The sequence below is a fragment of the Loigolactobacillus jiayinensis genome (genome assembly GCF_003946445.1).
Lineage (GTDB): Bacteria > Bacillota > Bacilli > Lactobacillales > Lactobacillaceae > Loigolactobacillus > Loigolactobacillus jiayinensis.
Map to the genome: position 1 here is coordinate 1 of NZ_RHOF01000008.1, position 23,446 is coordinate 23,446.

Consider the following 23,446-nt stretch of genomic DNA (forward strand, 5'->3'; position numbering starts at 1 on the left):
TGGCCCTTTTGGTCTAGTTTTATTTATGTTGCACTTCTATTTTAAATCCGGCAGTTTTTACGCTGGGCTGACGTGATAGTTAAAAATACGGGTCAAAAAAAACAGACACTCACGCCCTCAAGGGGAGTTTGCCTGTTTTTGACTGGTGCTTAATTATCACCGGCCGTAATTTTACGTTGATCAATCGCGCGGCTATTCAAAAACCAATATTGGTGCCAATCGCCAACTAGAGCGGTAAAGGCAACTGGTTCCTGTCCATTTGCTTGCACTTTTTCAATGAGATAATTGCGCAAGATCCACGGGTCATTGAGGGAGCTTTGTGTCAGTGTAAATAACCGCTCCAACTTGGCCAGGCTAATATGCAAATCAGCGGCGACTTGTTCCTTGGTTAGGCCACTGCGGTTAAAATTTTCTTGTAATTCATTGATGGTATTCTTAACTTGTTGTGGATTTAATGACATATTTAGTAACTCCTTTAAAATTTAATTAGTGTGAATTGAGTTGGAGAAGTGGACTTCACCTGATCTGAGAAGCAAGGAGCAGGCAAAATTTATTCTTCTTTCAAATACCCGCTATTTCAAATGGAAAACACGTTCGGCGTTACCGTGGCTAAATGCTTCTAGTTGTGCTGAGGTTAAGGCCGTGTTATCCAAAAACGTCCGCGTATTGGCCGGCTGCTTGTACGGATAATCAATTGAATAAATCAGGTGTTCCGGCCCCATTTCCGCTAAGATAAAGTTTAACTGCGGTTGGCTTAAAATACCGCTGGGCGTGACGTAAACATTCTGGCGGTAATAGTCGGAAAATGAGTGCTTTAAACCAGCGTAAGCGTCGAGCTCATCGTCTAAACGTTCGAGAAATTGTGGCACTAATTCGCCCCAGTAGCCGGAGATTAGTTTCAAATTAGGTAATTTGTCGAAAATTCCGGAAATAATCATGCGCATGACTTGAATCCCAACGTCCATATGCCAACCATAGCCAGCGCTGGAAAAAATACCGGTGACCACGTCGGACCAGCCGGCACTAGCAAAATAATGCTGGGTGATGTCATTGGGAATAAATGAGGGATGGAAATATATCGGCACATCTAAGTCACTGGCCATTTTAAAGATGGGGAAGAAGAAGGCATTATCAAAGAATTTACCTTGATAGTTGCCCTTAAGCAATACCCCATTAAAATGCAGTTCCGTGATAGCACGCTTCAACTCAGCCGCAGCGGCAGCGGGGTCGCCAACGGGCAATGCTGCCAGCGCACCAAACCGGGTAGGGTTAGCGGCAACGACTTGCGCCAATTCGTCATTGGCTTGGCGACATAATGGTATTGCCAGCGCAGGTGCTAAATTTTGCGGCGAAGAATTACCGTAAGACAGCACTTGTTGATCGATACCATAATGCGCCATGAAAGTGAGGCGCTGGTCGGTAAAGTCTTGCATAATTTCTGGTGTTGGTAGGGAGGTGCGCATATAGTGCAACATGTCCGGACTTAAATTAGGGGCTGCCGCCTTACCAACTGACTGATTAATTGCTTGCGTAATTTTAGCGGATTCATAATGTTCTTCAACCGTAATAATTTTCATAGAGAACGCTCCTTTAGGCTGCGTAAAACAAGTCGTTGACCCAGACCTTGAGTCAATTGATAATTGTACTTTGACTTAACAGTTAGTATTATAGGAGGCAAGAAACTTAAAGCAAAGGTGGTTAAGCGACATAGTACTAGGTTATGTCGCATTTAATAAAATGGCAAAAGGATTTTTGTATCAACCGGTGAAAATAGATCAGCGGAAGCACCAAAGTGAAGTGAAGCTATTCAACGCATTAGCACGAAAATATCGATCTGGCGCTACTTTTAAACAAATTGCGATCACAGAATTCTGTCGTAGCGCAGGCGTTTCACGAGCGACTTTTTATCGCCATCATCAAACACTGACCGACATTATAGTAGTGCAATTTTTGATTGTGATCGCAGGTTTTGAGCGGCAAATTGATACGTTGACGCAAGCAGATTTTGCAAATAGTAGCCAAATTGTTGTGGCGACGATTTATACAAACCTTGAATTGATCAAAATGGTGCCGTGGAGCGGGGCACAAGCACAGGTACAAGCATTACTCAGTGGGACGGCGCAACAAATTTTAATGTTGCGTGATCATCCTAAAGCAACGCAAAACTTTGTTAGTGGGTTTCTCGGCGCAGCTATTCTCAACTTTGCGCTACAAATTGCTACGGTTCAGGAACCAATTACCAAGGCCACTGCGCTTAAATTGTACCAGCAGTTATTACCTAATAGCCTATAAAGCATGAGTGGCTTAAGCTAAGGGCGACTAGCTGATCAGTTTGTAGCTTGACTACTTTTGAGTTTGTTTGGTGCAGTCTTATTTTAGCCTTTAAATAGCGACATTTTTGTATCTGGATCAATAATTTTAGCTTTGATCATCAGGCGCATACTTTCATGGAGGTGTGTGCTTAAGGCTGCTTGCTCTTCTGGGGGCAGTGTCTGCACGTGAGCATCAATACGGTCTTGAATGAGTTGCATGTGTTTTGCGATAACAGTTTGGCCTTTAGGGGTCCCGTAAACATTGACTATCCGGCGATTAGTTTGATTATGTTTGCGCTGTACCAACTGGCGGGTTTCAAGGGTGGTGATCAGCCGCGTTAATTGGGCGCGCGAAATTCCAGTATTGGTGGCTAGTTGGCTCATACTGACGCCAGGATGTTGATAAACTTTACTAAGTGTCATTGCCTGTAGTCTAGTTAAGTTGAATTCCTCCAGTGAACGGTTTTGCGTAATTGCTTGGCTTAAATTAAAAAACATTTCACCTAAGCTTTGTGATTGACTAGTTTTAGCGGTCATAGTGCATTGCTCCTCTATTTTTAGCTACTTTTAAAGAATTAAAGCGCCAGCTAATTTGTTGTACGTTAATCATTGACAGATATCAATTATGAGTTTAAAGTAGATGATTGTCAAATGTAAAACATTAATTTTAGACGATTATTTGGGCTCAAACTGACCAAGTAATCACCTAATAGCTGATAATAGGGACAACTTGAAGGGAAAGCGACTAAATAATGAACGATTTTGAAGCAATCAGTCAGTTGGTTTTGCGGGAACGAATGTATCGTGGTCGGCATGTTAAGGCCTTAGCCGACTGTTATTTCTCTGACGCCACAGTGACCACTAGTTGGCAAAGTGGCCCTGTAGCGACTTTTCTTGGCAAACAACCAGTTGAAGTTGATAACAGCATGCCCATCGTAGGTCGTTTTGGCACGCCAATTGTCCATCAAAATGAGACACGGGCATATGTTGAATTATCGTCGACGACAAATCGGTGGCAATTAGTCAATGGTGTAGAAGCTGTTTTAGAATCTTATATGCGCCTAATTTATCGAGTGGCGAAACGAAATGGTGAGTGGAAAATTGTTGATCTAACGTCGATCGATGAAAGTGACAAGCTGACGCCAGCCATCCCAGGTCAAGACTTAAAAATCAAGCCAGAAGCAGTGGCTAATCTACGCCGTAGTTACCGCTACTTAGCGTATGTTCGCCAAAATGCAGGGGGTACGATCAGCCAAGATCTACTGGGAACAGACCGTGCGCAAGATGAAAATAATTTATATGAAAATTCCGAAAAATGGTTACACGAAAATGATTAGTAAATAAGATTAATACAGTAGCGTAATCGGTGAAACGAGAGGTAAAAATAATGACACAGACAAAACCAGTGATTACATTGATCACCGGTGCAGATAAGGGCATCGGGTTTGCAACAGCGCAGGCATTAGGCCAAAAGGGACAACAGATTTTAATTGGTGCGCGCAATCGACAACGTGGCGAACAGGCCGTGGCGCAACTTAAGGCTGCTGGTATACAGGTAACCTTTATCCAACTTGATGTTACTGATAAGACTCAAATCAAAGTAGCAGCCGAAAAAATTAAGGCCGACTACGGTTACTTGAGTATCTTGATCAATAACGCTGGCATCGCATTAGGTAATCATTTACCGGCTTCGCAAATGAGTACCGACACGATGCGGCAGGAGTTTGATGTTAATTTCTTCGGCTTGGTTGATGTGACCCAAGCAATGATTCCATTATTAAAGACCGGCCAGCCAGCAAAAATTATTAATGTCTCTAGTAATATGGGGTCGCTGGGCCTTGCGACTGATCCAAATTCGCGATTTTATAAAGTCAGTTCATTAGGTTATCAAGCAACCAAGGCATCAGTTGATTTTGCCACGATTTTGCTCAGTAAGGAATTGGCAGCTGCAGGTATTACCGTTAATTCGGTTAATCCCGGTTGGACGGCCACTAATTTTGGCGGACGGCCTAGTGATGCACCTAAGCCAGCTGGGATGCAAGACGTTGCCACTGGTGCCGCTCAAATCATTAAAATGGCTAGCTTGCCATTAGATGATCCACAAACGGGCACCTTTACAGAAAATGAAGGGTCCCTGCCCTGGTAAAGTGGTGGCTATTTTATAATCTTAACTTAAAAAGGTGAGGCTGTGATATAAGCAAAATTATGTCACAGCCTTATTTTAATGTCGCAGATTTGCGACGTATTTGGCTAATACCCAGGAGCTGATCGGCTTATGGCACACTTTTTTCTGAAAAAAAGCTTGTTTTATATGTCGTAGCGACGTATACTTAATCAGTCGCTACGACATATAGGAGGAATCATGTACGAGTTATTGATTTTAGGTATTTTGCAAATCCACAACATGTCTGGTTATAAGTTGGCGCAAGTACTGGAAAGTAGCCTAGAGCCACGCCGAGTAATTTCTAATGGCGTGATGTATCCCTTACTTAATCGCTTGGCCAAGCAAGGCTATATTGAAATAGCGGCTGAACCGAATACGCATCGTAATAAAAAAATGGTGCAGATCACCGAACTAGGACGCCAGCGGTTCCAAGAACTAATGGCGCAGCCGGTGGCGATGGATGCGAAGCGAGAGTCTATTTATCGCTTTAAATTCAGGGGGATGGCCAGTGTCGATACGGCCACACAACAAGCTATTTTGGCAGATTATGCAGCGGCCACGCAAGCGGATCTAGACAGTTATCAGGCTTTTAAGACCCATGTTCAAGCGCAAGTGGGCGTGGAGTTAGCCGCAAATACCTCGTTAGTAACTGGGGCGCGGGCTCTGGATTTAAGCATTGCGATTTGCCACGCTAAGCAAGCTTGGACTAAGCAATATCAAGCTAAGTTAAAGGGCCATACTTCTACTAGGCGAACTGAGCCGTAGTAGAATGGACACCGCCTGTAACATCAGAATTTATTAGCGGTTTTAAGCTAATAAAATACCTTAATTGTGGAATAGGAGAATCAGCATGCAACAAAGCAAGCATAATATCCGCCAATGGATTGCCTTAGTCGCAATGAGTTTAGGCGTTTTTATGGGTCTATTGGATGTAACCGTCGTTAATGTCGCGTTACCAACAATGGTTCGTAGTTTTAATACGACCTTTACCAATTTACAATGGGTTTTAAATGCCTATACCTTGGTCTACGCGGTCACCTTACTGATCATGTCCAAGTTAGGTGATATGTATGGCCGAAAAAAGATTTTTCTTGGGTCACTGATTTTATTTGTTATTGCCTCGGCTGTGAACGGGATGGCCACTAATTTATTAGTTTTAGATATTGGTCGTGGGATTCAAGCCCTTGGTGGCGCCGGGATGATGTCGTTATCGATGGCGTTAGTGGCGTCTAACTTTGCTGGTCGTGAGCGCGGATTAGCCTTAGGTATTCTGGGCTCGATCATGGGTATTTCCACAGCTTCAGGCCCGCTGATCGGTGGGTATTTGGTCGAGCAATTTGGCTGGCCCGCAATTTTTTATGTTAATGTGCCATTTGGTATTTTAGCGGTGATATTAACCGTGATTTATGTTAAGGAAACACCGAGCTACGGTAAAAATCAGCGGATTGATTTCGCTGGGATGTTCCTGTCTGCCACCGGATTATTTGCCATTATTTATGGGTTGATCGTTAAGGAAGGACATCCGCATTTAAGCTGGCTTAGTGGGCAAGTTAGTGGCTGGCTCGCGGGTGGTGTAATTTTGCTAATTGCGTTTGTCATTGTAGAATTACACGTTGCGGATCCAATGGTCGATATTAGCATGTTTAAACGGCCCCACTTTATTGGCATTGTGCTGGTTGCGTTTGTTTTAGGCGCTGGTATATACGCATTCAACGCTTACCTAACGCCACTAATGCAAAATTATATTGGGTATTCAGCCGTCCAAACTGGCGTGCGCCAATTGACGATTAGTGCGTGGTCATTGATTCTCGGGCCCGTTGTCGGTATTCTCGGTGCACGTTATTCTAAGAAATGGATGATCTGTATCAGTTTGTTCATTGGTGGGGCTGGCTTCTTATGGATCGGCCACGCCATGGGTCCTGGGGTCAGCTTTGTTGATTTATGGCCTGGCATGATTCTAATTGGGATCACCAACGGGATGGTCAATCCATTACTGAACACAACAGGGATGGAAGGCGTTATTCCTAGTGAAATGGGGATGGCATCAGGCTTGTTAAATGTGTTCCGACAGCTAGGAACCACAGTTGGGGTCGTTAGTTTAGGCTTGATTCAAAACGCGCAGTATGAAAACTATCTTAATGGGCATCTGGGTCAGATCAATATGCCAACCGCTGCTGTAACCGGGCTTAAAAAGGCGTTGCTCGATGCTGGACCATTTTCAGGTCATGGGATTGCTTTTTCACAACGCGTGAGTCAAGCACCATTTGCTAAAGCCTTTCAGCATGTTGTGGTGACCGCCTATCATAACGGCATGGCCGCTGTATGTATTACAGTTGCAGGCGTTGTTATTGTTGGTGGCGTTGGGGCGGCGTTGTTATTACGCAATCATGTGGAAGTGCCAGATATTACTAAACCAGCGGATAAATAATAATTGTTCTTGATTAAAAAATAGTAAAAAAAGTTGGTCTAGTTATGAACTGGACCAACTTTTTTGTGTACCACTTAATCATACAGGTGTGTATATGAAGCAACTGGGCGGAAGAAACCACGGTGAACCACTACGTTAGCAGTACCACCTAAATCACTGGCTAATTTTTTAGCGTAGTCTGGATTGTTATTGGCAGCGACCCAAGCATCATATGATTGCCAGTGGGCGACGTTAATAATTTGGTATTGATGATCTTTTAGTAAGGACTTTTCTAGATCCGCGCTAATGAAGCCAGCTTCTTGACCCATGATTTTTGAGCGGCGCTGCCAATCAGCAATAAACTGATCCATATCAGCGGCGGCAATTTCAAATAAATTGATAAAGTCAAAAGGTGCTTCGGGGTGTTTGATTTCTGGATTTTTTCTACTGGCATATGAAAGTGCTCCTTTATTTTTGTTTGCTATTAAGTGTTTGGGCTATCAGTTCAGGTAGCCATTTTTGTTGGAAAATTTGATCAGCGTTGCTTAATAAATCAGCGCCATGACTGACTAGTAGTTGGTCGAAGGAATAGTTAGCTAACTTTTTTAAACTTGCACGTGCTGTGGTGTAATTTTCATTACTAGGCGCAATCATGACGTGATGATCAACGTTAGTGATCGTGTCCGCGGCAAAAAGAATATTGTGATGGCGATGCCACAAAAAGGACAACTGGCCGGCACTGTGGCCAGGGGTAGCGATGGCGGTAATGCCACCTGCTAAAGGAATTTGTTCACCATCAACTAAACGGTGGGTGACCGGCGCCGGACTAAAGAACGGAATCTGTTTACCTGGATCACCAGCAGGCGTGTAAATCGGTCGTACGGGAATGAAAGCTTCTAAAATAGCGGCATCTTGTTGGCTCATCCAGATTGGCGCATGTGACTGCGCTTCAACTTCACCAATATTACCCACATGATCAGGATGGCCATGGGTCACTAGAATTTGTTTAATAGCGCTGGTGGTCAGATTCATTTTCTGAAGGGCGCGGATAACGATGTTAGGGTGACCTCTTTTAACCGGATAACCAGTATCAATCAATATCCAGCCATCAATTGGGTCGTGAATTAAAAAGGCGTGAACAAAATCAAGTTGCAATTGATACAGATCATCTTCTAATTGGACAATTTCTAGGGGTTCTAAGGCAGACATATCAATTAGCTCTTTTCTTTTATGCAAAATTAAGCGGTCATCACTTTCAAGCGACAAACCTAATTGAATGGTTATTTACTTATGTGGTGTTTGATTGTTGCAGCGATATTTTCTTACAGAATCAGGCTGATGTCGGCGATAATGGCACAAATTAGGAAAAATAATGCGCTCAAATTATGCTGGCGTTGTTTTTTAGTTACAAAAACATAGCTGAAAAATAAGCCAATGCTGGCGATGGTTAACAGCCAAATACTCATTTGTTCAGCACCTCTTTCTCTTTTAACATTTGGCCCATGATCAGGCCTAAAACCAGCAGGATAAAGACAATGGCGAAGGCCACGTGATAGCCACTGAGCAACGCGCTAGTTTTGGATGCTTGTGTGAGCATTTTTTGATTAGCGACATCTTGTTGGACACTGATCAAAATTGCGGTACCAATGGCCGAGGCGGTAAAGCGCATCATATTATTACCTGAGCTACCATGGGAAATTAAATCCTTAGTTAAGCCGTTGATTCCCATTGTCGTTACCGGCATTTGGACAGCAGAAAAACCAAAACTACGGACAGCGTAAAGCAAAATTATTTCAATTAATGGTGTGGTTGGTGTTACAAAGATAAAAGGCAACGTGCCCAGAAGCATAATGACTAAACCGACGCGAATCATACGTTTACCGTTAAAATGATTGAGTGCGTAGCCGGTAATTGGGCTCATGGCTGCGTTCACTAAAGCACCTAAAATCAAGCACATTCCTGATTCCATGGCTGAAAAACCATGAACAGTTTGTAAATAAAGCGGTAGGACAAATTCGAAACCGGCAAAAGCAATCTGTGAAATTGAAGTGATCGATACCGAAATCGAATAGTTATGTGATTTGAAGATATCTAATTTTAAAACCGGGTTGGTAATATGCAATTGGCGGCGAATAAACAAAACAACTAATACGCTGCCAACGATAATACCAGTGCTGACTTGCCAATTAGTCCAACCTAAGTTGCCAATCATGGCAAAGCCATAAAGTAAGCTACCAAAACCGAGAGTGGAGAGGATAACAGATGGCCAATCGAGGCGGGATTTATTTTCCATCACCACATCACGTAGACCGAAGAAACCTAGGATGAAGGCCAATAAAATCAAGGGAATTAAAGCGCCAAAAATATTATGCCAGTCCCAATTATCAAGCACCCAGCCGGAGAAGGTCGGACCAATCGCTGGTGCTAAGCCAAACACGATCCCCATTAATGCAGAAACCGTGCCGCGTTGCTTGGCGGGATAAATTGAATACAGCATTGTCGTACCGATACCGGCCAGTAAGGCACCACCAATGGCCTGAATTAAGCGGCCAACCAATAATGCGTTAAAAGAATTAGCCAGATAACAGCTGGTGGTGCCAATGAGGAAAAAGCCCATCGAAAATTCAAACAACCATTTAGAGCTGAAATTATCAGCTAGCCAAGCAGTGACTGGCGTCATGATGCCCACAATTAGAGAATAACCAGTCGACAGCCATTGCGCGGTTGCCGCCGTGACCCCAAATGTGTGCATTAGCGTTGGTTGCGCAACGGCTAAAATAGTTTGGTTAAAATTACTGCAAAACATGCCGATCATAATAATGATCAAGAAGAGGGTGCGGTTAAAAGGCTGCCCTTGGTTATCATGTGAAGTTGCCGTTTTATTCACCCCTTTGAATAGATAGTTGTTTATCGAAAAATTATGCATTGTAATTATATAATTAATGAAGTGTTTGCTTCACAACTAATTAATTACTATACTTAAGTTAAAAATAAAGTAGAGTAGGCGACATAAATGAAAACAAATGATCCAAATAATGTTTCAGATCGATTACACAAAGCTGTGGCATTAGAAACTGATTTGGTCAATCGACAACTGCGGCACATTGGACTTAATAATCAGCAGGCCCGGTTGTTGAAATTTGTGAGCGAGCATCCTGGCGTGATTCAAAAAGAGGTGGCCACTTTTTTAAATCGACAAAATGCCACGATTACCAATATGCTTAAAGCAATGGTTAAACAAGGTTATCTAACGCGAAAAATTCCAGTGGATAATGAGCGCCAGAAAAAGCTTTATTTAGAGCCCAAAGGCGAAGAGTTGATCACCTCGATCAACCTGATTTTTGCTGAGCTTGAGCAGCAGATCACAGCCGCGATTCCTCCAGCTGAACGGGCTGACTTTATCAAAAACCTCGATCGCATTAAACAAGCCTTAAGTTAACGCTAGTGTATTTGTACAGACAGGAAGGTTATTAGCCTAGAAACGAGCTAATAACCTTCTTTTTTTGATGCTATGAATTCACAGTTTCAATCGTACAATGTTTTAAGACCACCATGCCTTGCGTGAAGCCTTCACTGTTGCCGGTGATAACAACGCGGTCACCCGTTTGCACGCCGCCCATGTCAGGGACAACGCAGCCGACCCAAGTTTTATTACCAACTGGATTGCCTAGTTCAATGCAAGGTAGGCCGTATGAGTCAGGACCAACATAAATTGCAATTCCGCTAACCGTCACCATTTGGTCATCATAAATACTATCGTGTAAACCGGTATAACTCTCGTATAATGTTTCGCTGGTAACTTGGCTAATTTTTTGTGGCATATTAAAACGCTCCTTTTAAATTTAATAATGGGGTTAAAGTCTGATCAGCTAAAATGCTAACGTGATGGGTGGCACGAGAAATTGCTGTATAAAGACGGTGTCGGGCTAGTGGTGTGTCTGGGTATAAGGCTTGCTTTTGGTCAGGGATGATCACGCTATTGAATTCAAGTCCCTTGGCCAGCGCTAACGTTAGCAAAATAGTGCCATGGCTGGGTAAGTGACTTTTTTGTGTAATCACTTGATGTGGGGTTGTGGCTAATTGTTGATCTAGCCACGCCAATTGTTCAGTATTTGCGGCAATGATCGCGGTCAAACCAGTTGCCGTGGTCAACTTAGCGATGTGCTTCTTTAGTGCGTGACCATAATTATCTTTAGCGGACACGACCTCAATGCTGGGCATAACCCCAGCAGTTTGAACTGAGTTTGCTTTGACCGGCGCGTCGCCTATGGCAAGACGCGAAAATAAAGCGGTGATCTCCGGTGTTGAGCGATAACTAGTCAGCAGGTGGCACGTCGTTGTTTTTTTATTGTTGGTGTTAAAAAGCACCTCAATTTGCTTAAAGGTAGCTTTACCGGGCTCGATGGCTTGGTTTTCATCGCCTAATAACATAAAGTGTGCTTTTTTGAAAAACTGATTTAAAATCATTAATTGTGCTTCGGAGTAGTCTTGCACTTCATCGATCATGACGAATTTTGCTTTAGAATTACCATAACCGGTTAAAATTATCCGCAGATAAAGCCACTGCAGGCGTGTTACTTTACCTGTACCGGTTAGTCGTACACTGATATGAGTCAGGTTAAGCCAACTATAATTAGCCACTGCACTGATCGTGTCAGTGTATTTAATTCGTAAATAATGCAAGGCTAACTGTCTTTTAGCGCGATTGGTTTCTGGATCAATCAAGTGATGAAAATACTTTTTTTGTTCAGTTTGATCCAGCGCCAATAGTTCATCTTGCACGGTTTCAGTCTGGGCTAAGCGGTTTAATTCTCGCTGCAGCGCTTGGTTAACGGCTGCCTGGACTGCCGTCATCCGTTTTGTACCTAAAGGTAGATGGGTAAATTGGGTATTGATTTTGGCCAATGCATCTGCGGATAGCAGAGTATTTCGCGCCACCATAACTGGTTGAAAATCAGCGGCTTGTAAATCTAAATCAACTAAGTCAGTGGCCATCTGCTCTAATTGTTGTCGTGTCGTTGGCTCTGGCGTAAATTGTTCAGTTGGGAGCGCCAACTGGTCAACAAATTGGACCCAAGTCAGGTTAATTGGATTACTTTCGCCTAAATCAGGTAAGACGGTACTGATATAGTGCTGGAACAGTGGGTTTGGTGTGAGTAGATAAATAGCATCAGGCGTTAACTCAGTCCGCTTTTGATAGAGTAAATAGGCAATGCGCTGCATCATGACGGATGTTTTTCCGCTACCAGCGATACCATTGACCAGTAGCACCGGCACGTCTGGATAACGAATGATCGTATTTTGCTCTTTTTGAATAGTGGCTGTAATCGACTGCATCTGATCGGTTTGATGCTTAGAAAGTGATGCTTGCAACAATGGATCTTCAAGCGCAATGGTTGTATCAAAGTAAGCCAGTAAGTGATCACCGTGAATTTCAAACTGCCGCCGTAACTTTAAATCAGTGGCAACAACTCGTTGACCAACATGATAGGTGGTTGGTCCGTTGGCTTGATTATAGTAAGTTTCCGCAATTGGCGAGCGCCAATCAATAATCATTTGCGCCTTGTTTTCATCCGTCATGCCCACAGTGCCAATATAGAAATTTTCTGGTGCTTCCGTCGGCGCAAATTGTAGTTGCACCTTAGCAAAATAGGGTTGCTCTAATAAAAGTTTTAGCTGTGCTAAGGTGGTTGCAGCAATATCGCGATCAAAATTATAAGTGTCGATCTCGCGGTTACGGGACTCAATATCAGCTAGGGTTTCCATCGTTTTAATATCAGTATCAAAGTTCAAGGTGATATCTGAACCAAGATTACTTTTTGCCGCTAAGGCTTTTGTTTGCGTTGCCGTTTGTTGCGCTTGTAACTGGGTCTGTTTATGCAGTAATTGTTGATAAGTTTGCTTGAGGTAAGCTTGTTCATGCTCGAAAACAGTTGTCATTTATCGACCTCCTTGGAAAACAAAAGTAGCCATTAATTGAATAATCATCACTAATGTTGTTTAGCGAATAGTTTAGAATACAACTTAACGCAAAAACTATCATAATACAATGTTATATAGTTGTCAATGAAACTGTTAGAAATAAATCTAAATTATTTAATGACGATAGAAAGACTAAAAAAGACCTAGTCATTGACTGGGCCTTTTCAGGTACATAATTATTTTTGTAAACCAACCGTAACTAAGCTTCTTGATACAGAAAGCCTAACAGTGCTAACCAGACAACAACTAACAGACCAGGAATAGCAAGGTAAGACATGGGTAAAACGCCGCCAAAGAAGCTATAAACGCCTAACCAAGCGGCAATGAAGAAGCCTAGATATTTCAAAAGTTTGCTCCTAGTGAAGAGACAGACACTAATGATCCAAATTGCGCAAAGCACATGGCCACCAAGGCGTACCGGCATGGCAATTGAAGCCGCTACGTTAGCCATGGTCATGATGCCACAAGCAACATCCAAAGTGATCCAGCCATAACCGGCCATTTTAGCCCAAGTGGGGGCTTTTAATCTAGGGATGATCGCGATAATGATCAAATGGTAAAGCACGCCTAACGCACCAGAGAATTTAGTCCCTGACGTGAAAAGAATGACGATAAACATCAGTGCGGGAATGATGCCTAACACTTTTAGGCTGACGTACTGACGGTTGATATCGAAGGGCTTCCCGCGCCAATCCAGTAGACAAACACCTAAGAAAAGTAACAACATGATACCGAAGAAAAGATAATTAGCCTTCATATAAACATACCTCCTAAATTATTTTCAAAGTCTGCGTTATTTAGTTATTACGCTAAATGCAATAATTTAGTTGCGTTACCATAGGCAATTTTTTCTTGGTCACTTGTGTTAAGGCCAGCGTCAGCTAAAAAAGTGGTGGCGCCGGTTGGCTGATTATAAGGGTAGTCGACTGAGTACATTAAGTGGTCGCTGCCAACTTCGGTCAGTGCCAGTTGTAGTTGCGCTGGGAAAAACATGCCACTGGGAGTAATGTAAAAATTATCCCGATAGGTTTGGCTGATACTGCGCTTGAGCTTAACAGTTAAGCCGAGGGTTTGGTCTAATCGTTCAAGGAAATTAGGTACCATTTCGCCCCAATGACCGGTGATGATGTGTAAATTAGGGTGACGGTCGAATACGCCGGCTAAAATAAGCCGAATCATTTGAACGCCTAAATCTTCGTGCCAACCCCAACCAGCGCCAGCAAAGGTGAAGGCTGTCAGTTCTGACCAGCCGCTGCCTTGATAGTAGTGCTCGTCAATGGCGCTAGGAATAACTGCAGGATGAAAATACAACGGCACATCCAATTGCTCGGCTTTAGCAAAAATTGGTTCGTAAAATGGATCATCGAAGAAGCGACCAGCATAATAGCCATGGATCATAGCACCTTGTAGGCCTTTTTGTGTGACGGCCCGCTCTAGTTCAACTGCGGCAGCTGCGGGGTCGCCAACTGGTAAAACGGCCCAGCCACCAAAACGATCAGGCTGGGTGGCAATAGCTGCGGCTAAATCATCATTAGCCATTTTTGCTAACGGTACAGCGACTTGTGGGTCAAGATTTTGGGGTGAGTTGTCGCCATAACCGAGAATCTGTTTTTGAATTTGATTGGCGTCCATAAAGGCGAGGCGTTTGGTGCCAACGCTAGTTATTGCAGTATTATCTTTTTTTGATTTAGCTAAATATTCGGCAATACTGTGGTCAGCGGGGTTTTTATGCGGGTTAATTGGTGCTGGCATATATGGTTTTGCGGCGGCGTTGACGCGTTCTGATTCCCAATGTTCTTCTAAGGTAATAAATTTCATGGTGGTTCCTCCTTGTATGCTTGCTTAGTTGATAAATCTAATACTAGCGGATTGCGTGGCGTTTTAATACTTTGTTTTGTTGTCAAAATAGGGTACTATGTAACATAAAGAGGCGGAATTCATGAATTCAATCAAAATGCAACTGGCGTATAACCGGCATGTCGATCAACGCCTGCAACAGACCCAAAATCAATTAATTGCTACATTGATGCGTTATTATGACGCTCAAGTTGAATTCGCTAAAATTAGTGTGAGTCAGTTGTGCCGCGATGCTCAGCTGACGCGGCAGACTTTTTATCGCCATTACGGCAACATCGGTGAGGTGGTTGAAGTCAGCTGCGTTAGAATGCTCAATCAATTTTTGCAGCAGGTTGATCACACCCGTGATTCGGCACGGCTTGCGGCGCAACTAGTGGTAAATGCACTTGATCAGCAACGGTCGTTATTGGCGGTGATGTTCTGGAGTGAGGTTGACGAAGCAGTTATACAGTACATTACTGGCGATATTTTGCGCGTCTATGGCTTTCAGGATGATCAAACGCGGCATAAACCGTTTATTGCTGAAATGACGGCGCGTGGTATCATCAATTTTGCACGGCTAATGCTGAAGCAACCGCAGATCGTTAAAGCAGATTTGGTACAGCTGTATGCGCAAATGGTGCCGTTACCGGCAGTGATTTTTAAAGACTAAACGGTGGGGAAAAGCGAGTTAAACTAAAAAAGCTGGTCTAGTTAATGAACTAGGCCAACTTTTTGCGACTAATTTATGGAATTCTTATTATAAACGGGTTGCGAGTACTGCCGCAAAGCCTTTAGGATCTTGCGCATAGCCTAAGTGGCCGCCGGGAATGTGAGTAAGGGGAACGTTCAATTTTGTGGCAATATCAGTGGTGGCTTCGACTGGGAAGGAACCATTAGAAGCGTCGCCGACAAATAAAACTAATTGATTTTTGTGGGCAACAAGTACGGCGAAGTCGATTTTACGGCTGGTATATTGGCGAATTTCATTTTCAAACCAGAACGCTTGGCTCCGTGTCTTGGCGTCAGCAGCACTAGTTGCGGCATCGCTAAGATCAGCCACTTTGGTTGCTGGCTTGGACATTGCTTTTGCGTCGGCCGCACCGATCCGCATAAATTTACCAAAGGTTTGCATCGCGGCCATCATACCATCTTTTTCGGCAACGGTAACGACGGTTTGATTATCAGCTTGTAATTGTTCACTATCTGGTAAGAAAGTGTTCAGTGGTGTTTCATGCAACATGACTTTATTGAAAATATCAGGGTAGTCTTGTAACGTCTCCATAACGACGATTGAGCCAGAGCTACTGCCCAGAATCGAAACGGGGTCGTCACTGACTGCTTTAGCTAAAGCGGCCAAGTCACTAGCATCGGTTTTTAAGCGGTAAGTGCTGTGCACGTTTTTGATTTCATCAGGTAGTGGCGCTGTTAATTTACTTTGCCCAAAATTGCGCCGGTCGTACATGACGACTTGATAGCGATCTTTAAGGCTTTCAGCTACTCCACGGAAGATATCACCGGTGCCGTTAGCGCCAGGAACAAAAATCAACACTGGACCGTTACCGATTGTTTCATAGTGTAATGTTGCACCGTCTAAGACTAATTCACTCATATTAAAAATCTCCTCTATATAATATAATTTATAATTCTTGGCTGTTACAGATCATGCCTATTCAACTTAGGTAAAAATCGCTAAGTTAAAGTTGGGCCTTATTTTGGTTGAGTTCAGTTAATAGCTGCTGACCATTTTTGTAGAACAGCATTTGTTTAGTGGCAGCGGATAAAAGACCACTGTTTTCCAACGCTTGGGTTAATTGCTTGACCTGTGGCGCCGGCGTGTATGGTGAATCCGAAGCGTACAAGAGGTGCGTTGGGTCGGTCATCTGTTGTAAAATTGGTAACTGATGCGGTAAAACTAGGCCAGCAACATCAAAGTATTGGGTCGCCAAGGTGCTAATTAAGTCCACTTGGTCATCGGTTAGCTGTGGATTAAGTTTTTGCGCCAAACTCATGCGGTCAGCGATGACTGGCAGTAGCGCGCCGGCGTGCGGAATAATAAACTTAATGTTAGAGTAGCGGGTGAAAATACCCTGCAGTACCATGTTAGCCACTGCGCGCGTGGTGTCAAAGAAGAACTCCATGATGGGTGCTGGCAGCTCCGCGGTGACGTTTGGTATCATTGGTTGTGGTTCATTAGGATGTAACATCACTAGCGTTGGTTGTTGATTCAACTCAGCCATGATGGGGTCTAACCTAGGATCACCTAGGTAAGTCCCAGCGGCGTTAGTGGGTAAAGTGAAGCCGGTGGCGTTATTTTGCCGCGCCCGCTTAATTTCAGCAATACTGGCATCGACATAAGGTAGGGGTAAGGTGGCCGCATAGCCGATTTGTTCCGGATAAGTAGCTTGTTGTTTAGCCGCATAGTCGTTGCTTTCAGTGGCTAATTCACTTGCAAGGCCAGCATCCTGAACGTTGGCAATGTGTGGTGACGACAGGGAAATTAGCGAATACGTAATATCGTTAGCGGCCATGGTTGCCAAGGTTGTATCGATCGTGTATTCAGGGGTTTTAACGCCATCACCGTGATCGTCAAAGTAATCTTTCAGAAATTTTTTATAACCCGGAGATAAATAATGGGCGTGGAAATCAATTTTACGGTACATTAGTGGTCCTCCTTAGATTTAAAAAGGTTGAATTAATTAACTCACACCGTGTATAATAAACTCACGGTGTGAAATAGTCAAGCAAAAAGATTGGAGTAATGATCAATGAGTCGTAAAGCAAGTTTAACCACGGAAATGGTGGTGCAAGAGGCGTTAGCAATGGTGCAAGCTGGGGGCTTTAATTCGCTATCGTACCGCGGTTTAGCCCGCCAATTAAAGGTACAACCACAGACGCTATATCGGTATGTTGCCAATATTGAGGTGTTACAAATTGCAGTGATTTTAGCCTTTTTAGATCAAGTGATTGCGACTGCGCAAGCGGCGGTGATCGGCATGAGTGGACAGGAAGCGTTGCTGGCTTTTGCCCGCGCCACCTTTGAATTTTCCCGGCAGAATCACGCGTTTAGTGGGATGCTTTATCTGATCAGTCAAATCAATGATCAGCAAGCCATTCGTGAAAAAATATTAGAATTACGTGAAATTCCGCTGCTGATTTTGCAAAGAAGTCAGACTGATCCAAAAAAGATAAAACAGCGCGTACAGGTCTTGTTGAGTCTTATTTTTGGCTTTATTGAATTCACGGATGTTGGGTTATACGCCGATAAGTCAGTAGCTAGTGATGCATTGGTTGCCGATCTTACAGCAATCATACCGGACTGGTTCGAATGAAGTAATTGGCTTAAGTGGTGGTGAAAGCTGATTTAATTGGTTATTTTGCGCCAGTGTTATTTATTAGTATCGCAATTCCGCTATACTTAAGTCAGTCGATTAGAGAGGATAATGACCATGAAATTTAAAATTGGGGTTGAACAAGCCATCTATGTGGTGGTTATTTTAGCGCGGCAAATTGATCACCAGCCCTTAAAAAGTAAACTACTGAGCCAGATTTTGCAGGTTTCAGACTCGTACTTACATAAAATTACGCATCAACTGGCCGTGGCGGGAATTATTACTACCGCTGCTAGCAAAACTGGTGGGCTAACTTTAGCGCGGCCAACGACTGATATCACTTTATTAGATGTTTTTCAAGCAATTGAGGGTGCGGCTACCTTTGCTTCATGGAATAATTTACGCGATAATGTGTTAAAGCTTGATCGGCAGGCGTTTAATCAGAAGTACGATGAGGTGGGACATCAATTTCAACAGGCAGAAGATAATTATAAAAAGACGTTGGCTCAGGTTAGCATCGCGGCGTTATTAGGCGATGAGGCGGCGGCCTATGTTGATTGGCGGCAAATCACCACTCAAGAGTAAGCATATGCGCCAGATTAAGAAAAAAACGAGGCTGTGACATAAGTAATATTATGTCGCAGTCCCATTTTTATTGCCAAATATTATAGCTTAAACGTGTGCCATAAGACACTGTCGCTCGTTCTTAAAAACACTGCTTGCCAAGTATCAAAATCAACACTTATTCGCTAAGCAGAACGTGCTTCCCGTTGTCGATTGAACTATTGCCGAAGTACGGCAAGTTCAAGTCGCAGCTCCCTCCGCTTGCCATGTTTCTTGCGGCAAGGCTTTTGCCACAAGAATGGTCATCGACCGTAGCATCTAGGATATATTAGCGAACTTTGCTAATATATCTACAATTGCGGAGTAGTAGGCTAATGCTCAGGAGCTAACCGTCTTATGGCACACTCTCTTTTTGCATTGTAATTGGTTAGCCTAGCTCACCAAACTGTGGTTTCCACGGGGTAATCGTCATGGTTGTGATTAAATCGTGACGATAATAGGGATCTAAATGAATGAGCTGGGTTAGTTCTGTCTGATTTTTAACGGCAAAAATTAAAATTGCTTGACGCTTGTGGTCGCCATCACTGGGACCAGAGACGATTAAGTTACCTAATTTGATTTGACGCTTTAAATAACGGACGTGGGCAAATAAATGCTTGGTCCAACCAACTAGGTCATCATGGGTGTAGGTCACGACATAATACTTAATTTTAGCCATCGACGATCAATCCTTTTGGAAGTTATTTTGTTCAACTGTTTGGTAGAACTTGGTTAGCTGTTCCGCTACAGCTTGGGGTTGCTCCATAGGCATCATGTGCGTGCCGGGATCCAGTGAAACTAATTTTGAATTCGGGTAAGCGGCAGCTAGTTGTTGCATAATCGGTGGAATAGCGGAGGCATCTTGTTGCCCACCTAAGGCTAAAACGGGCATTTTAAGGGCACCGGCAGTTTCAGTGGCGTCACCAGCAGCCATGGCACGCCAAGCTGCAGCCCAATTGGCGACGCTAATGTGTAGGACACACTCACGACCATAACGGACTTCCCAAGGATTACGAGCAATAGTTTCTGGTGTAAACCAGCGAATTAAGGATTCAGCGACTTGGGCGGCCATACCGTCTTTTTCTGCGGCAACCGCACGTTGGGCTAAAACTGGGAACCCTTTTAACCCAGTGGCAATCAAAGCTAGGGAACGAGTTGCTTCCGGATAAGCAGTGGCAAAGGCTTGCGCAACAGCACCACCATAAGAAGCACCATAAATATCGGCTTGTTTAATATCTAATTGTACTAATAGTTGATGCAGATCTTGGGCTAATTGATCTAAATCTTTAGTTACCGGTGCGTTGCGGGCCCAGCCATGGCCGCGAATATCATAAGCGATTACCCGCGCACCAGTTTTAGCTAATTCAGGGTAAACTTCACGCCACGTCCGATGATCTAGAGCTAAGCAATGAATTAAGATAATCGGGAAACCTGCTGCGTGGTTATCCCACACCATGGTTTCATGATCACCGACATTGATTAGTTCTTCCTTAACATTGGGACGTAGACGGTCACTTTCTTGCTTTAAATAAGGCGCAATTGCCCGCGCCGCATTAACTGCGCGGGGGTTACCGGTATAAATACTAGCTAGATTCAAAACGTCTTGAATCTCATTATCTGTAGCGCCGGAATCAGTGGCCGCCTTAACGTAGACCTGAAGCTGATCGTCCATATCACCCATACCGATTAGTAAGGCTAAAGTATTTAAAGCCCAATTTCGATCGCCAATAATGGCGTTACTATTGAGCTCTTTGCCTGTATTGGCCATAGCACGGCTTAATTGGGGCGTTAGCTGGGCTAATTCAGTTACTTTTTGATCAACAATTGATTGTTTAGTTGGCATTATCATTATCTCCTTCTATCCGTAGATATTTATTATCTATAGATTATCAGCAATAGTACACCGAAAAAATTAAATCGTCAACACAAAGGTTTTAATTTAAAACTTTTTGAAAATTAGTTAGGCTAATCGTTGACATAAACTAACTATCGGTGTAAACTTCATTTTGTTAGTTAGCCATATAAACAAAACTAACTAAATAGAAAAGCAAAAGGAGTTTAAATGATGACTGAAAAAACAGATGAATTAATGAAAATATTTGGCCAGTTATTCCAGCACCGTGGTTTTGTTGGGGCTGCGATCACCAGCACCCAGTCGAAAGAACAGCGCCAGGAACAAAACCAGCGCGGCCCGCTGCGGGTTTTGCAGTTGTTGGCGGACAAAGGTGAATTAACTAATACAGCGATTGCGGAAGCATTCGATATTCGACCTAGCTCCGTCAGTGCATTGGTCAGTCGGTTGGAAGCAGTGGCCATGATTGAGCGCCACAGTTCGCCGACGGATAAGCGAGTCATGCTGATTTCGTTGACGACAGCTGGCCGCAAATTACTGCATGCCCAAGACGAGTACACGGCTGCAACGTTGGCCGGTTTGTCCGCAGCCGAAGTTGAACAGTTAAGTACGCTACTAAAAAAAGTATTAGCCGCGCTGCCGGCTGAAGATAATAGCTGGGCGCAAGGCTGGAACCGTGGTGGTAAACAAGCGCCATGGCAGGGGCCAACAACGCCCCATAATAAACCTAAAACGAATGGTCCAGAAGATTTTGGCGGTCACAATGGCTGGCCCTTTGGTTTTGAACAAAAATAAGTACCGCCGCTAACGGCGAAAGAAGGCAATTAATATGCAAGAACAAAAATTTGAGCAACAGCAAGACTTTCAAAGTGGCGGGCGACAATTTCAAGGCCCGCAACCAGGACAAGACTTTCAAGGCCCACCCCGGCGGTCAGGGTTTGATTTTAAAGGATTCTTGGGCTTGATCCGTAACGTTAAGCCGCGCTATTGGCAGCTTGTGGTGGGCTTGGTGTTAGGCTTAATTGCGACGAGTATGCAATTGCTGGTGCCAAAAATCGCCCAACAGCTGATCAATCAGCTTGGTCATCACGTCAATATGATGTTGGTGGTGGGTGTATTGGCGTTGTTCGTTCTCAGTGCCATTTTTAGTGCTGTTGCGGGCACAACGCTGGGCATCTTTGGTGAAAACGTGGTCGCTAAGCTACGTGATTTTCTGTGGGCCAAGATTCTATGACTGCCAGTGAGCTACTTTGATGACCATAAAGCAGGGGAAGTTTCGTCGCGGCTGGTCAACGATTCTACCCAAGTGAAGGATCTGCTGGCGAATACGTTACCAACAATGGTCACCTCCTTACTCCAATTAGTTGGGGCCATGGTCTTGATGGTATTAATGGACTGGAAGATGACCTTACTGATGTTTATCGTTGTGCCGGTGGTCATTCTGATTGCGTTACCGATTGGGACAAAATCACGCAACATTGCGATTTCACGGCAGGATGAATTGGCCAGTTTTAATGGTGAAGCCAACGAAGTTATTGGTGAAACGCGGTTAATGAAGTCTTCAACTGCTGAAGCCGTTGAACGGGCATCCGGTTATCAAAAAATTGCTCAGCTTTATAATTTTGGCAAAAAGGAAGCTATTTATGATTCAATTGCTGGTCCGTTAATGACGATGGCAATGATGGGGATGGTCGTTGGCATTCTAGCTTATGGTGCTGGCCGCGTTGCTCAAGGCACGATGACCATGGACACCATGTTCTCGTTTTTGATGTACCTGGTACAGTTGATTGGACCTTTTACGACTTTAGGTCAATTCTTCTCCGCAATTGCCAAGGCGAGTGGGTCAACGGAGCGGATCCAGGATCTAATCAACGCTACCGAAGAAGATCAAACGACTGGTGAAACGATCGATGCTAATGGGCAAGTGTTGCGTGTTGACAATGTCGACTTTGGCTATGAGCCAGATAAGCAGATTTTACATGAGGTGTCGTTTAAGGCAGAACCGAACACGGTGATTGCCTTTGCGGGGCCTTCCGGTGGGGGTAAATCAACTATTTATAGCTTATTGGAACGTTTTTACGAACCAGACAGCGGTACCATTAAAATTGGTGATACCAATATTGCGGATGTGAACTTGACAAACTGGCGGCAGCAAATTGGTTTAGTCAGTCAAGACGCCGCGGTTTTGGCGGGGACAATTCGGTATAACCTGACTTACGGTTTGACCGGCGACTATACTGACGAACAGTTATGGGCTGTATTAGCGCTGGCTTACGCTAAGGACTTTGTAGCGGAGATGGCTGATGGGTTGAACACGCAAGTCGGTGAACGCGGGGTTAAACTTTCCGGAGGACAACGACAACGGATTGCCATTGCCCGCGCGTTCTTACGTGATCCACAAATTTTGATGCTGGATGAAGCGACAGCGAGCTTAGATGCAGCATCGGAAATGATGGTACAAAAAGCGTTGACCCAATTGATGCATAACCGAACTACACTAGTGATTGCCCATCGCTTAAGCACCATTGTTAATGCCGATCAGATCTACTTTATTGAAAACGGCACAGTTAGTGGTCACGGGACGCATGATTACTTGGTCGCTCACCACAAATTGTATCAGGAGTATGTTGCTGACCAATTTGGTGCGGAAAAGAAAACTACTTCGGTGACGAAAGAGAGTGAGCAGCAAGCTGATCTAGCAAATGGACCAGCGTTAGCTTAATTGGTAAAAAATTGAGTTATTGTCTGATCACAGCAGACGACAATCATTTGCTTATTGCTAATAGTTACGTGGCTAAGTGGCAGCAAATTTACAACTGAGATCTAGCTAAATGTCGAGAGCACAGTTTGATGATGGATAATTAGAATTTACTTGCTAAAAAGGACAATCAATATGATTGTCCTTTTTTGGTGTCCAGCGAACACAGCGTAGCAGTAAAATAGCGTGATTATCCCAAA

At 43.8% G+C, this 23,446-nt stretch carries 27 protein-coding genes; 12 read left to right on the plus strand and 15 right to left on the minus strand.

Features of this window, described 5'->3' with window-relative positions; genetic code table 11:
- Positions 1 to 149: 149 nt before the first annotated feature.
- Both EKM80_RS03420 and EKM80_RS03425 read right to left on the minus strand, forming a co-directional pair.
- Entirely contained in the window at positions 150 to 461 is a 312-nt protein-coding gene (locus EKM80_RS03420) for a DUF2316 family protein (RefSeq protein ID WP_125551723.1), read from the minus strand.
- A 111-nt stretch (positions 462 to 572) separates the two neighbouring features.
- The gene (locus EKM80_RS03425; RefSeq protein WP_125551724.1) at positions 573 to 1,577 is read right to left on the minus strand and encodes an amidohydrolase family protein; all 1,005 of its coding nucleotides are present in this window, start codon (positions 1,575 to 1,577) and stop codon (positions 573 to 575) included.
- A gap of 160 nt (positions 1,578 to 1,737) precedes the next feature.
- On the opposite strand from EKM80_RS03425, the gene EKM80_RS03430 reads away from it, so the two are divergent.
- Positions 1,738 to 2,292: a hypothetical protein gene (locus EKM80_RS03430; protein ID WP_125551725.1), complete on the plus strand. Its 555-nt coding sequence runs from the start codon at positions 1,738 to 1,740 to the stop codon at positions 2,290 to 2,292.
- An 83-nt stretch (positions 2,293 to 2,375) separates the two neighbouring features.
- Here EKM80_RS03430 and EKM80_RS03435 read toward each other — a convergent pair whose 3' ends face one another.
- Entirely contained in the window at positions 2,376 to 2,849 is a 474-nt protein-coding gene (locus EKM80_RS03435; RefSeq protein ID WP_125551726.1) for a MarR family winged helix-turn-helix transcriptional regulator, read from the minus strand.
- Positions 2,850 to 3,064: 215 nt separating this feature from the next.
- Here EKM80_RS03435 and EKM80_RS14815 point away from each other — a divergent pair, with 215 nt between their 5' ends.
- From EKM80_RS14815 to EKM80_RS03455, 4 genes are all read left to right on the plus strand, one after another.
- On the plus strand, positions 3,065 to 3,649 hold the full coding sequence (locus EKM80_RS14815) for a hypothetical protein (RefSeq protein ID WP_164509493.1): 585 nt from the start codon (positions 3,065 to 3,067) through the stop codon (positions 3,647 to 3,649).
- A gap of 50 nt (positions 3,650 to 3,699) precedes the next feature.
- Complete coding sequence (locus EKM80_RS03445; protein WP_125551727.1) at positions 3,700 to 4,458, plus strand: SDR family NAD(P)-dependent oxidoreductase; 759 nt, start codon at positions 3,700 to 3,702, stop codon at positions 4,456 to 4,458.
- A 216-nt stretch (positions 4,459 to 4,674) separates the two neighbouring features.
- Positions 4,675 to 5,241, plus strand: a complete 567-nt coding sequence (locus EKM80_RS03450) for a PadR family transcriptional regulator (protein WP_125551728.1) — start codon at positions 4,675 to 4,677, stop codon at positions 5,239 to 5,241.
- Positions 5,242 to 5,326: 85 nt separating this feature from the next.
- The gene (locus EKM80_RS03455; RefSeq protein ID WP_125551729.1) at positions 5,327 to 6,904 is read left to right on the plus strand and encodes an MFS transporter; all 1,578 of its coding nucleotides are present in this window, start codon (positions 5,327 to 5,329) and stop codon (positions 6,902 to 6,904) included.
- A 74-nt stretch (positions 6,905 to 6,978) separates the two neighbouring features.
- Here the strand turns inward: EKM80_RS03455 and EKM80_RS03460 are convergent, their stop codons facing one another.
- The 4 genes from EKM80_RS03460 to EKM80_RS03470 form a co-directional block, all read right to left on the minus strand.
- Positions 6,979 to 7,368: an antibiotic biosynthesis monooxygenase family protein gene (locus EKM80_RS03460; RefSeq protein ID WP_318531433.1), complete on the minus strand. Its 390-nt coding sequence runs from the start codon at positions 7,366 to 7,368 to the stop codon at positions 6,979 to 6,981.
- On the minus strand, positions 7,352 to 8,092 hold the full coding sequence (locus EKM80_RS03465) for an MBL fold metallo-hydrolase (protein WP_125551731.1): 741 nt from the start codon (positions 8,090 to 8,092) through the stop codon (positions 7,352 to 7,354). The genes EKM80_RS03460 and EKM80_RS03465 overlap by 17 nt, the downstream gene beginning before the upstream one ends.
- A gap of 113 nt (positions 8,093 to 8,205) precedes the next feature.
- Positions 8,206 to 8,349: a hypothetical protein gene (locus EKM80_RS14820; protein ID WP_164509494.1), complete on the minus strand. Its 144-nt coding sequence runs from the start codon at positions 8,347 to 8,349 to the stop codon at positions 8,206 to 8,208.
- Positions 8,346 to 9,770 (minus strand): MDR family MFS transporter, encoded by a 1,425-nt coding sequence (locus EKM80_RS03470; RefSeq protein ID WP_164509495.1) that lies wholly within the window; start codon positions 9,768 to 9,770, stop codon positions 8,346 to 8,348. Before EKM80_RS03470 ends, EKM80_RS14820 begins: the two co-directional genes overlap by 4 nt.
- Before the next feature lie 126 nt (positions 9,771 to 9,896).
- Here EKM80_RS03470 and EKM80_RS03475 point away from each other — a divergent pair, with 126 nt between their 5' ends.
- Entirely contained in the window at positions 9,897 to 10,322 is a 426-nt protein-coding gene (locus tag EKM80_RS03475; RefSeq protein WP_125551733.1) for a MarR family winged helix-turn-helix transcriptional regulator, read from the plus strand.
- Between the two features lie 70 nt (positions 10,323 to 10,392).
- Here EKM80_RS03475 and EKM80_RS03480 read toward each other — a convergent pair whose 3' ends face one another.
- From EKM80_RS03480 to EKM80_RS03495, 4 genes are all read right to left on the minus strand, one after another.
- Positions 10,393 to 10,704 carry an OB-fold protein gene (locus EKM80_RS03480; RefSeq protein ID WP_125551734.1) on the minus strand — a complete coding sequence of 104 codons (312 nt, stop codon included), beginning with the start codon at positions 10,702 to 10,704 and terminating at the stop codon, positions 10,393 to 10,395.
- Position 10,705: 1 nt separating this feature from the next.
- Complete coding sequence (locus tag EKM80_RS03485) at positions 10,706 to 12,823, minus strand: HelD family protein (protein ID WP_125551735.1); 2,118 nt, start codon at positions 12,821 to 12,823, stop codon at positions 10,706 to 10,708.
- Positions 12,824 to 13,064: 241 nt separating this feature from the next.
- Positions 13,065 to 13,622 carry a hypothetical protein gene (locus EKM80_RS03490; RefSeq protein WP_125551736.1) on the minus strand — a complete coding sequence of 186 codons (558 nt, stop codon included), beginning with the start codon at positions 13,620 to 13,622 and terminating at the stop codon, positions 13,065 to 13,067.
- A gap of 47 nt (positions 13,623 to 13,669) precedes the next feature.
- Positions 13,670 to 14,683, minus strand: coding sequence for an amidohydrolase family protein (locus tag EKM80_RS03495; RefSeq protein WP_125551737.1), 1,014 nt, complete (start codon positions 14,681 to 14,683; stop codon positions 13,670 to 13,672).
- 121 nt (positions 14,684 to 14,804) lie between these two features.
- Here EKM80_RS03495 and EKM80_RS03500 point away from each other — a divergent pair, with 121 nt between their 5' ends.
- A complete protein-coding gene (locus EKM80_RS03500; RefSeq protein WP_125551738.1) occupies positions 14,805 to 15,374 on the plus strand; it encodes a TetR/AcrR family transcriptional regulator in 570 nt (189 codons plus the stop codon).
- Between the two features lie 87 nt (positions 15,375 to 15,461).
- Here the strand turns inward: EKM80_RS03500 and EKM80_RS03505 are convergent, their stop codons facing one another.
- Together EKM80_RS03505 and EKM80_RS03510 are read right to left on the minus strand one after the other, a co-directional pair.
- A complete protein-coding gene (locus tag EKM80_RS03505; protein ID WP_125551739.1) occupies positions 15,462 to 16,313 on the minus strand; it encodes an alpha/beta hydrolase in 852 nt (283 codons plus the stop codon).
- Between the two features lie 85 nt (positions 16,314 to 16,398).
- Positions 16,399 to 17,364 carry an amidohydrolase family protein gene (locus EKM80_RS03510; protein WP_125551740.1) on the minus strand — a complete coding sequence of 322 codons (966 nt, stop codon included), beginning with the start codon at positions 17,362 to 17,364 and terminating at the stop codon, positions 16,399 to 16,401.
- A gap of 105 nt (positions 17,365 to 17,469) precedes the next feature.
- Between EKM80_RS03510 and EKM80_RS03515 the strand changes: the two genes are divergently transcribed.
- Complete coding sequence (locus EKM80_RS03515; protein ID WP_125551741.1) at positions 17,470 to 18,033, plus strand: helix-turn-helix domain-containing protein; 564 nt, start codon at positions 17,470 to 17,472, stop codon at positions 18,031 to 18,033.
- A gap of 117 nt (positions 18,034 to 18,150) precedes the next feature.
- Positions 18,151 to 18,618, plus strand: a complete 468-nt coding sequence (locus tag EKM80_RS03520) for an RrF2 family transcriptional regulator (protein ID WP_125551742.1) — start codon at positions 18,151 to 18,153, stop codon at positions 18,616 to 18,618.
- Between the two features lie 406 nt (positions 18,619 to 19,024).
- Here the strand turns inward: EKM80_RS03520 and EKM80_RS03525 are convergent, their stop codons facing one another.
- Positions 19,025 to 19,315, minus strand: coding sequence for a YciI family protein (locus EKM80_RS03525; RefSeq protein WP_125551743.1), 291 nt, complete (start codon positions 19,313 to 19,315; stop codon positions 19,025 to 19,027).
- A 6-nt stretch (positions 19,316 to 19,321) separates the two neighbouring features.
- Positions 19,322 to 20,479 (minus strand): alpha/beta fold hydrolase, encoded by a 1,158-nt coding sequence (locus EKM80_RS03530; RefSeq protein ID WP_164509496.1) that lies wholly within the window; start codon positions 20,477 to 20,479, stop codon positions 19,322 to 19,324.
- Positions 20,480 to 20,701: 222 nt separating this feature from the next.
- On the opposite strand from EKM80_RS03530, the gene EKM80_RS03535 reads away from it, so the two are divergent.
- The 3 genes from EKM80_RS03535 to EKM80_RS03540 are packed head-to-tail and all read left to right on the plus strand — an operon-like array spanning position 20,702 to position 23,210.
- The gene (locus EKM80_RS03535; RefSeq protein WP_164509497.1) at positions 20,702 to 21,283 is read left to right on the plus strand and encodes a MarR family winged helix-turn-helix transcriptional regulator; all 582 of its coding nucleotides are present in this window, start codon (positions 20,702 to 20,704) and stop codon (positions 21,281 to 21,283) included.
- A gap of 34 nt (positions 21,284 to 21,317) precedes the next feature.
- The gene (locus tag EKM80_RS15000) at positions 21,318 to 21,722 is read left to right on the plus strand and encodes a 6TM ABC transporter family protein (protein ID WP_225418801.1); all 405 of its coding nucleotides are present in this window, start codon (positions 21,318 to 21,320) and stop codon (positions 21,720 to 21,722) included.
- Entirely contained in the window at positions 21,723 to 23,210 is a 1,488-nt protein-coding gene (locus EKM80_RS03540; protein WP_225418806.1) for an ABC transporter ATP-binding protein, read from the plus strand.
- Positions 23,211 to 23,446: the final 236 nt, after the last annotated feature.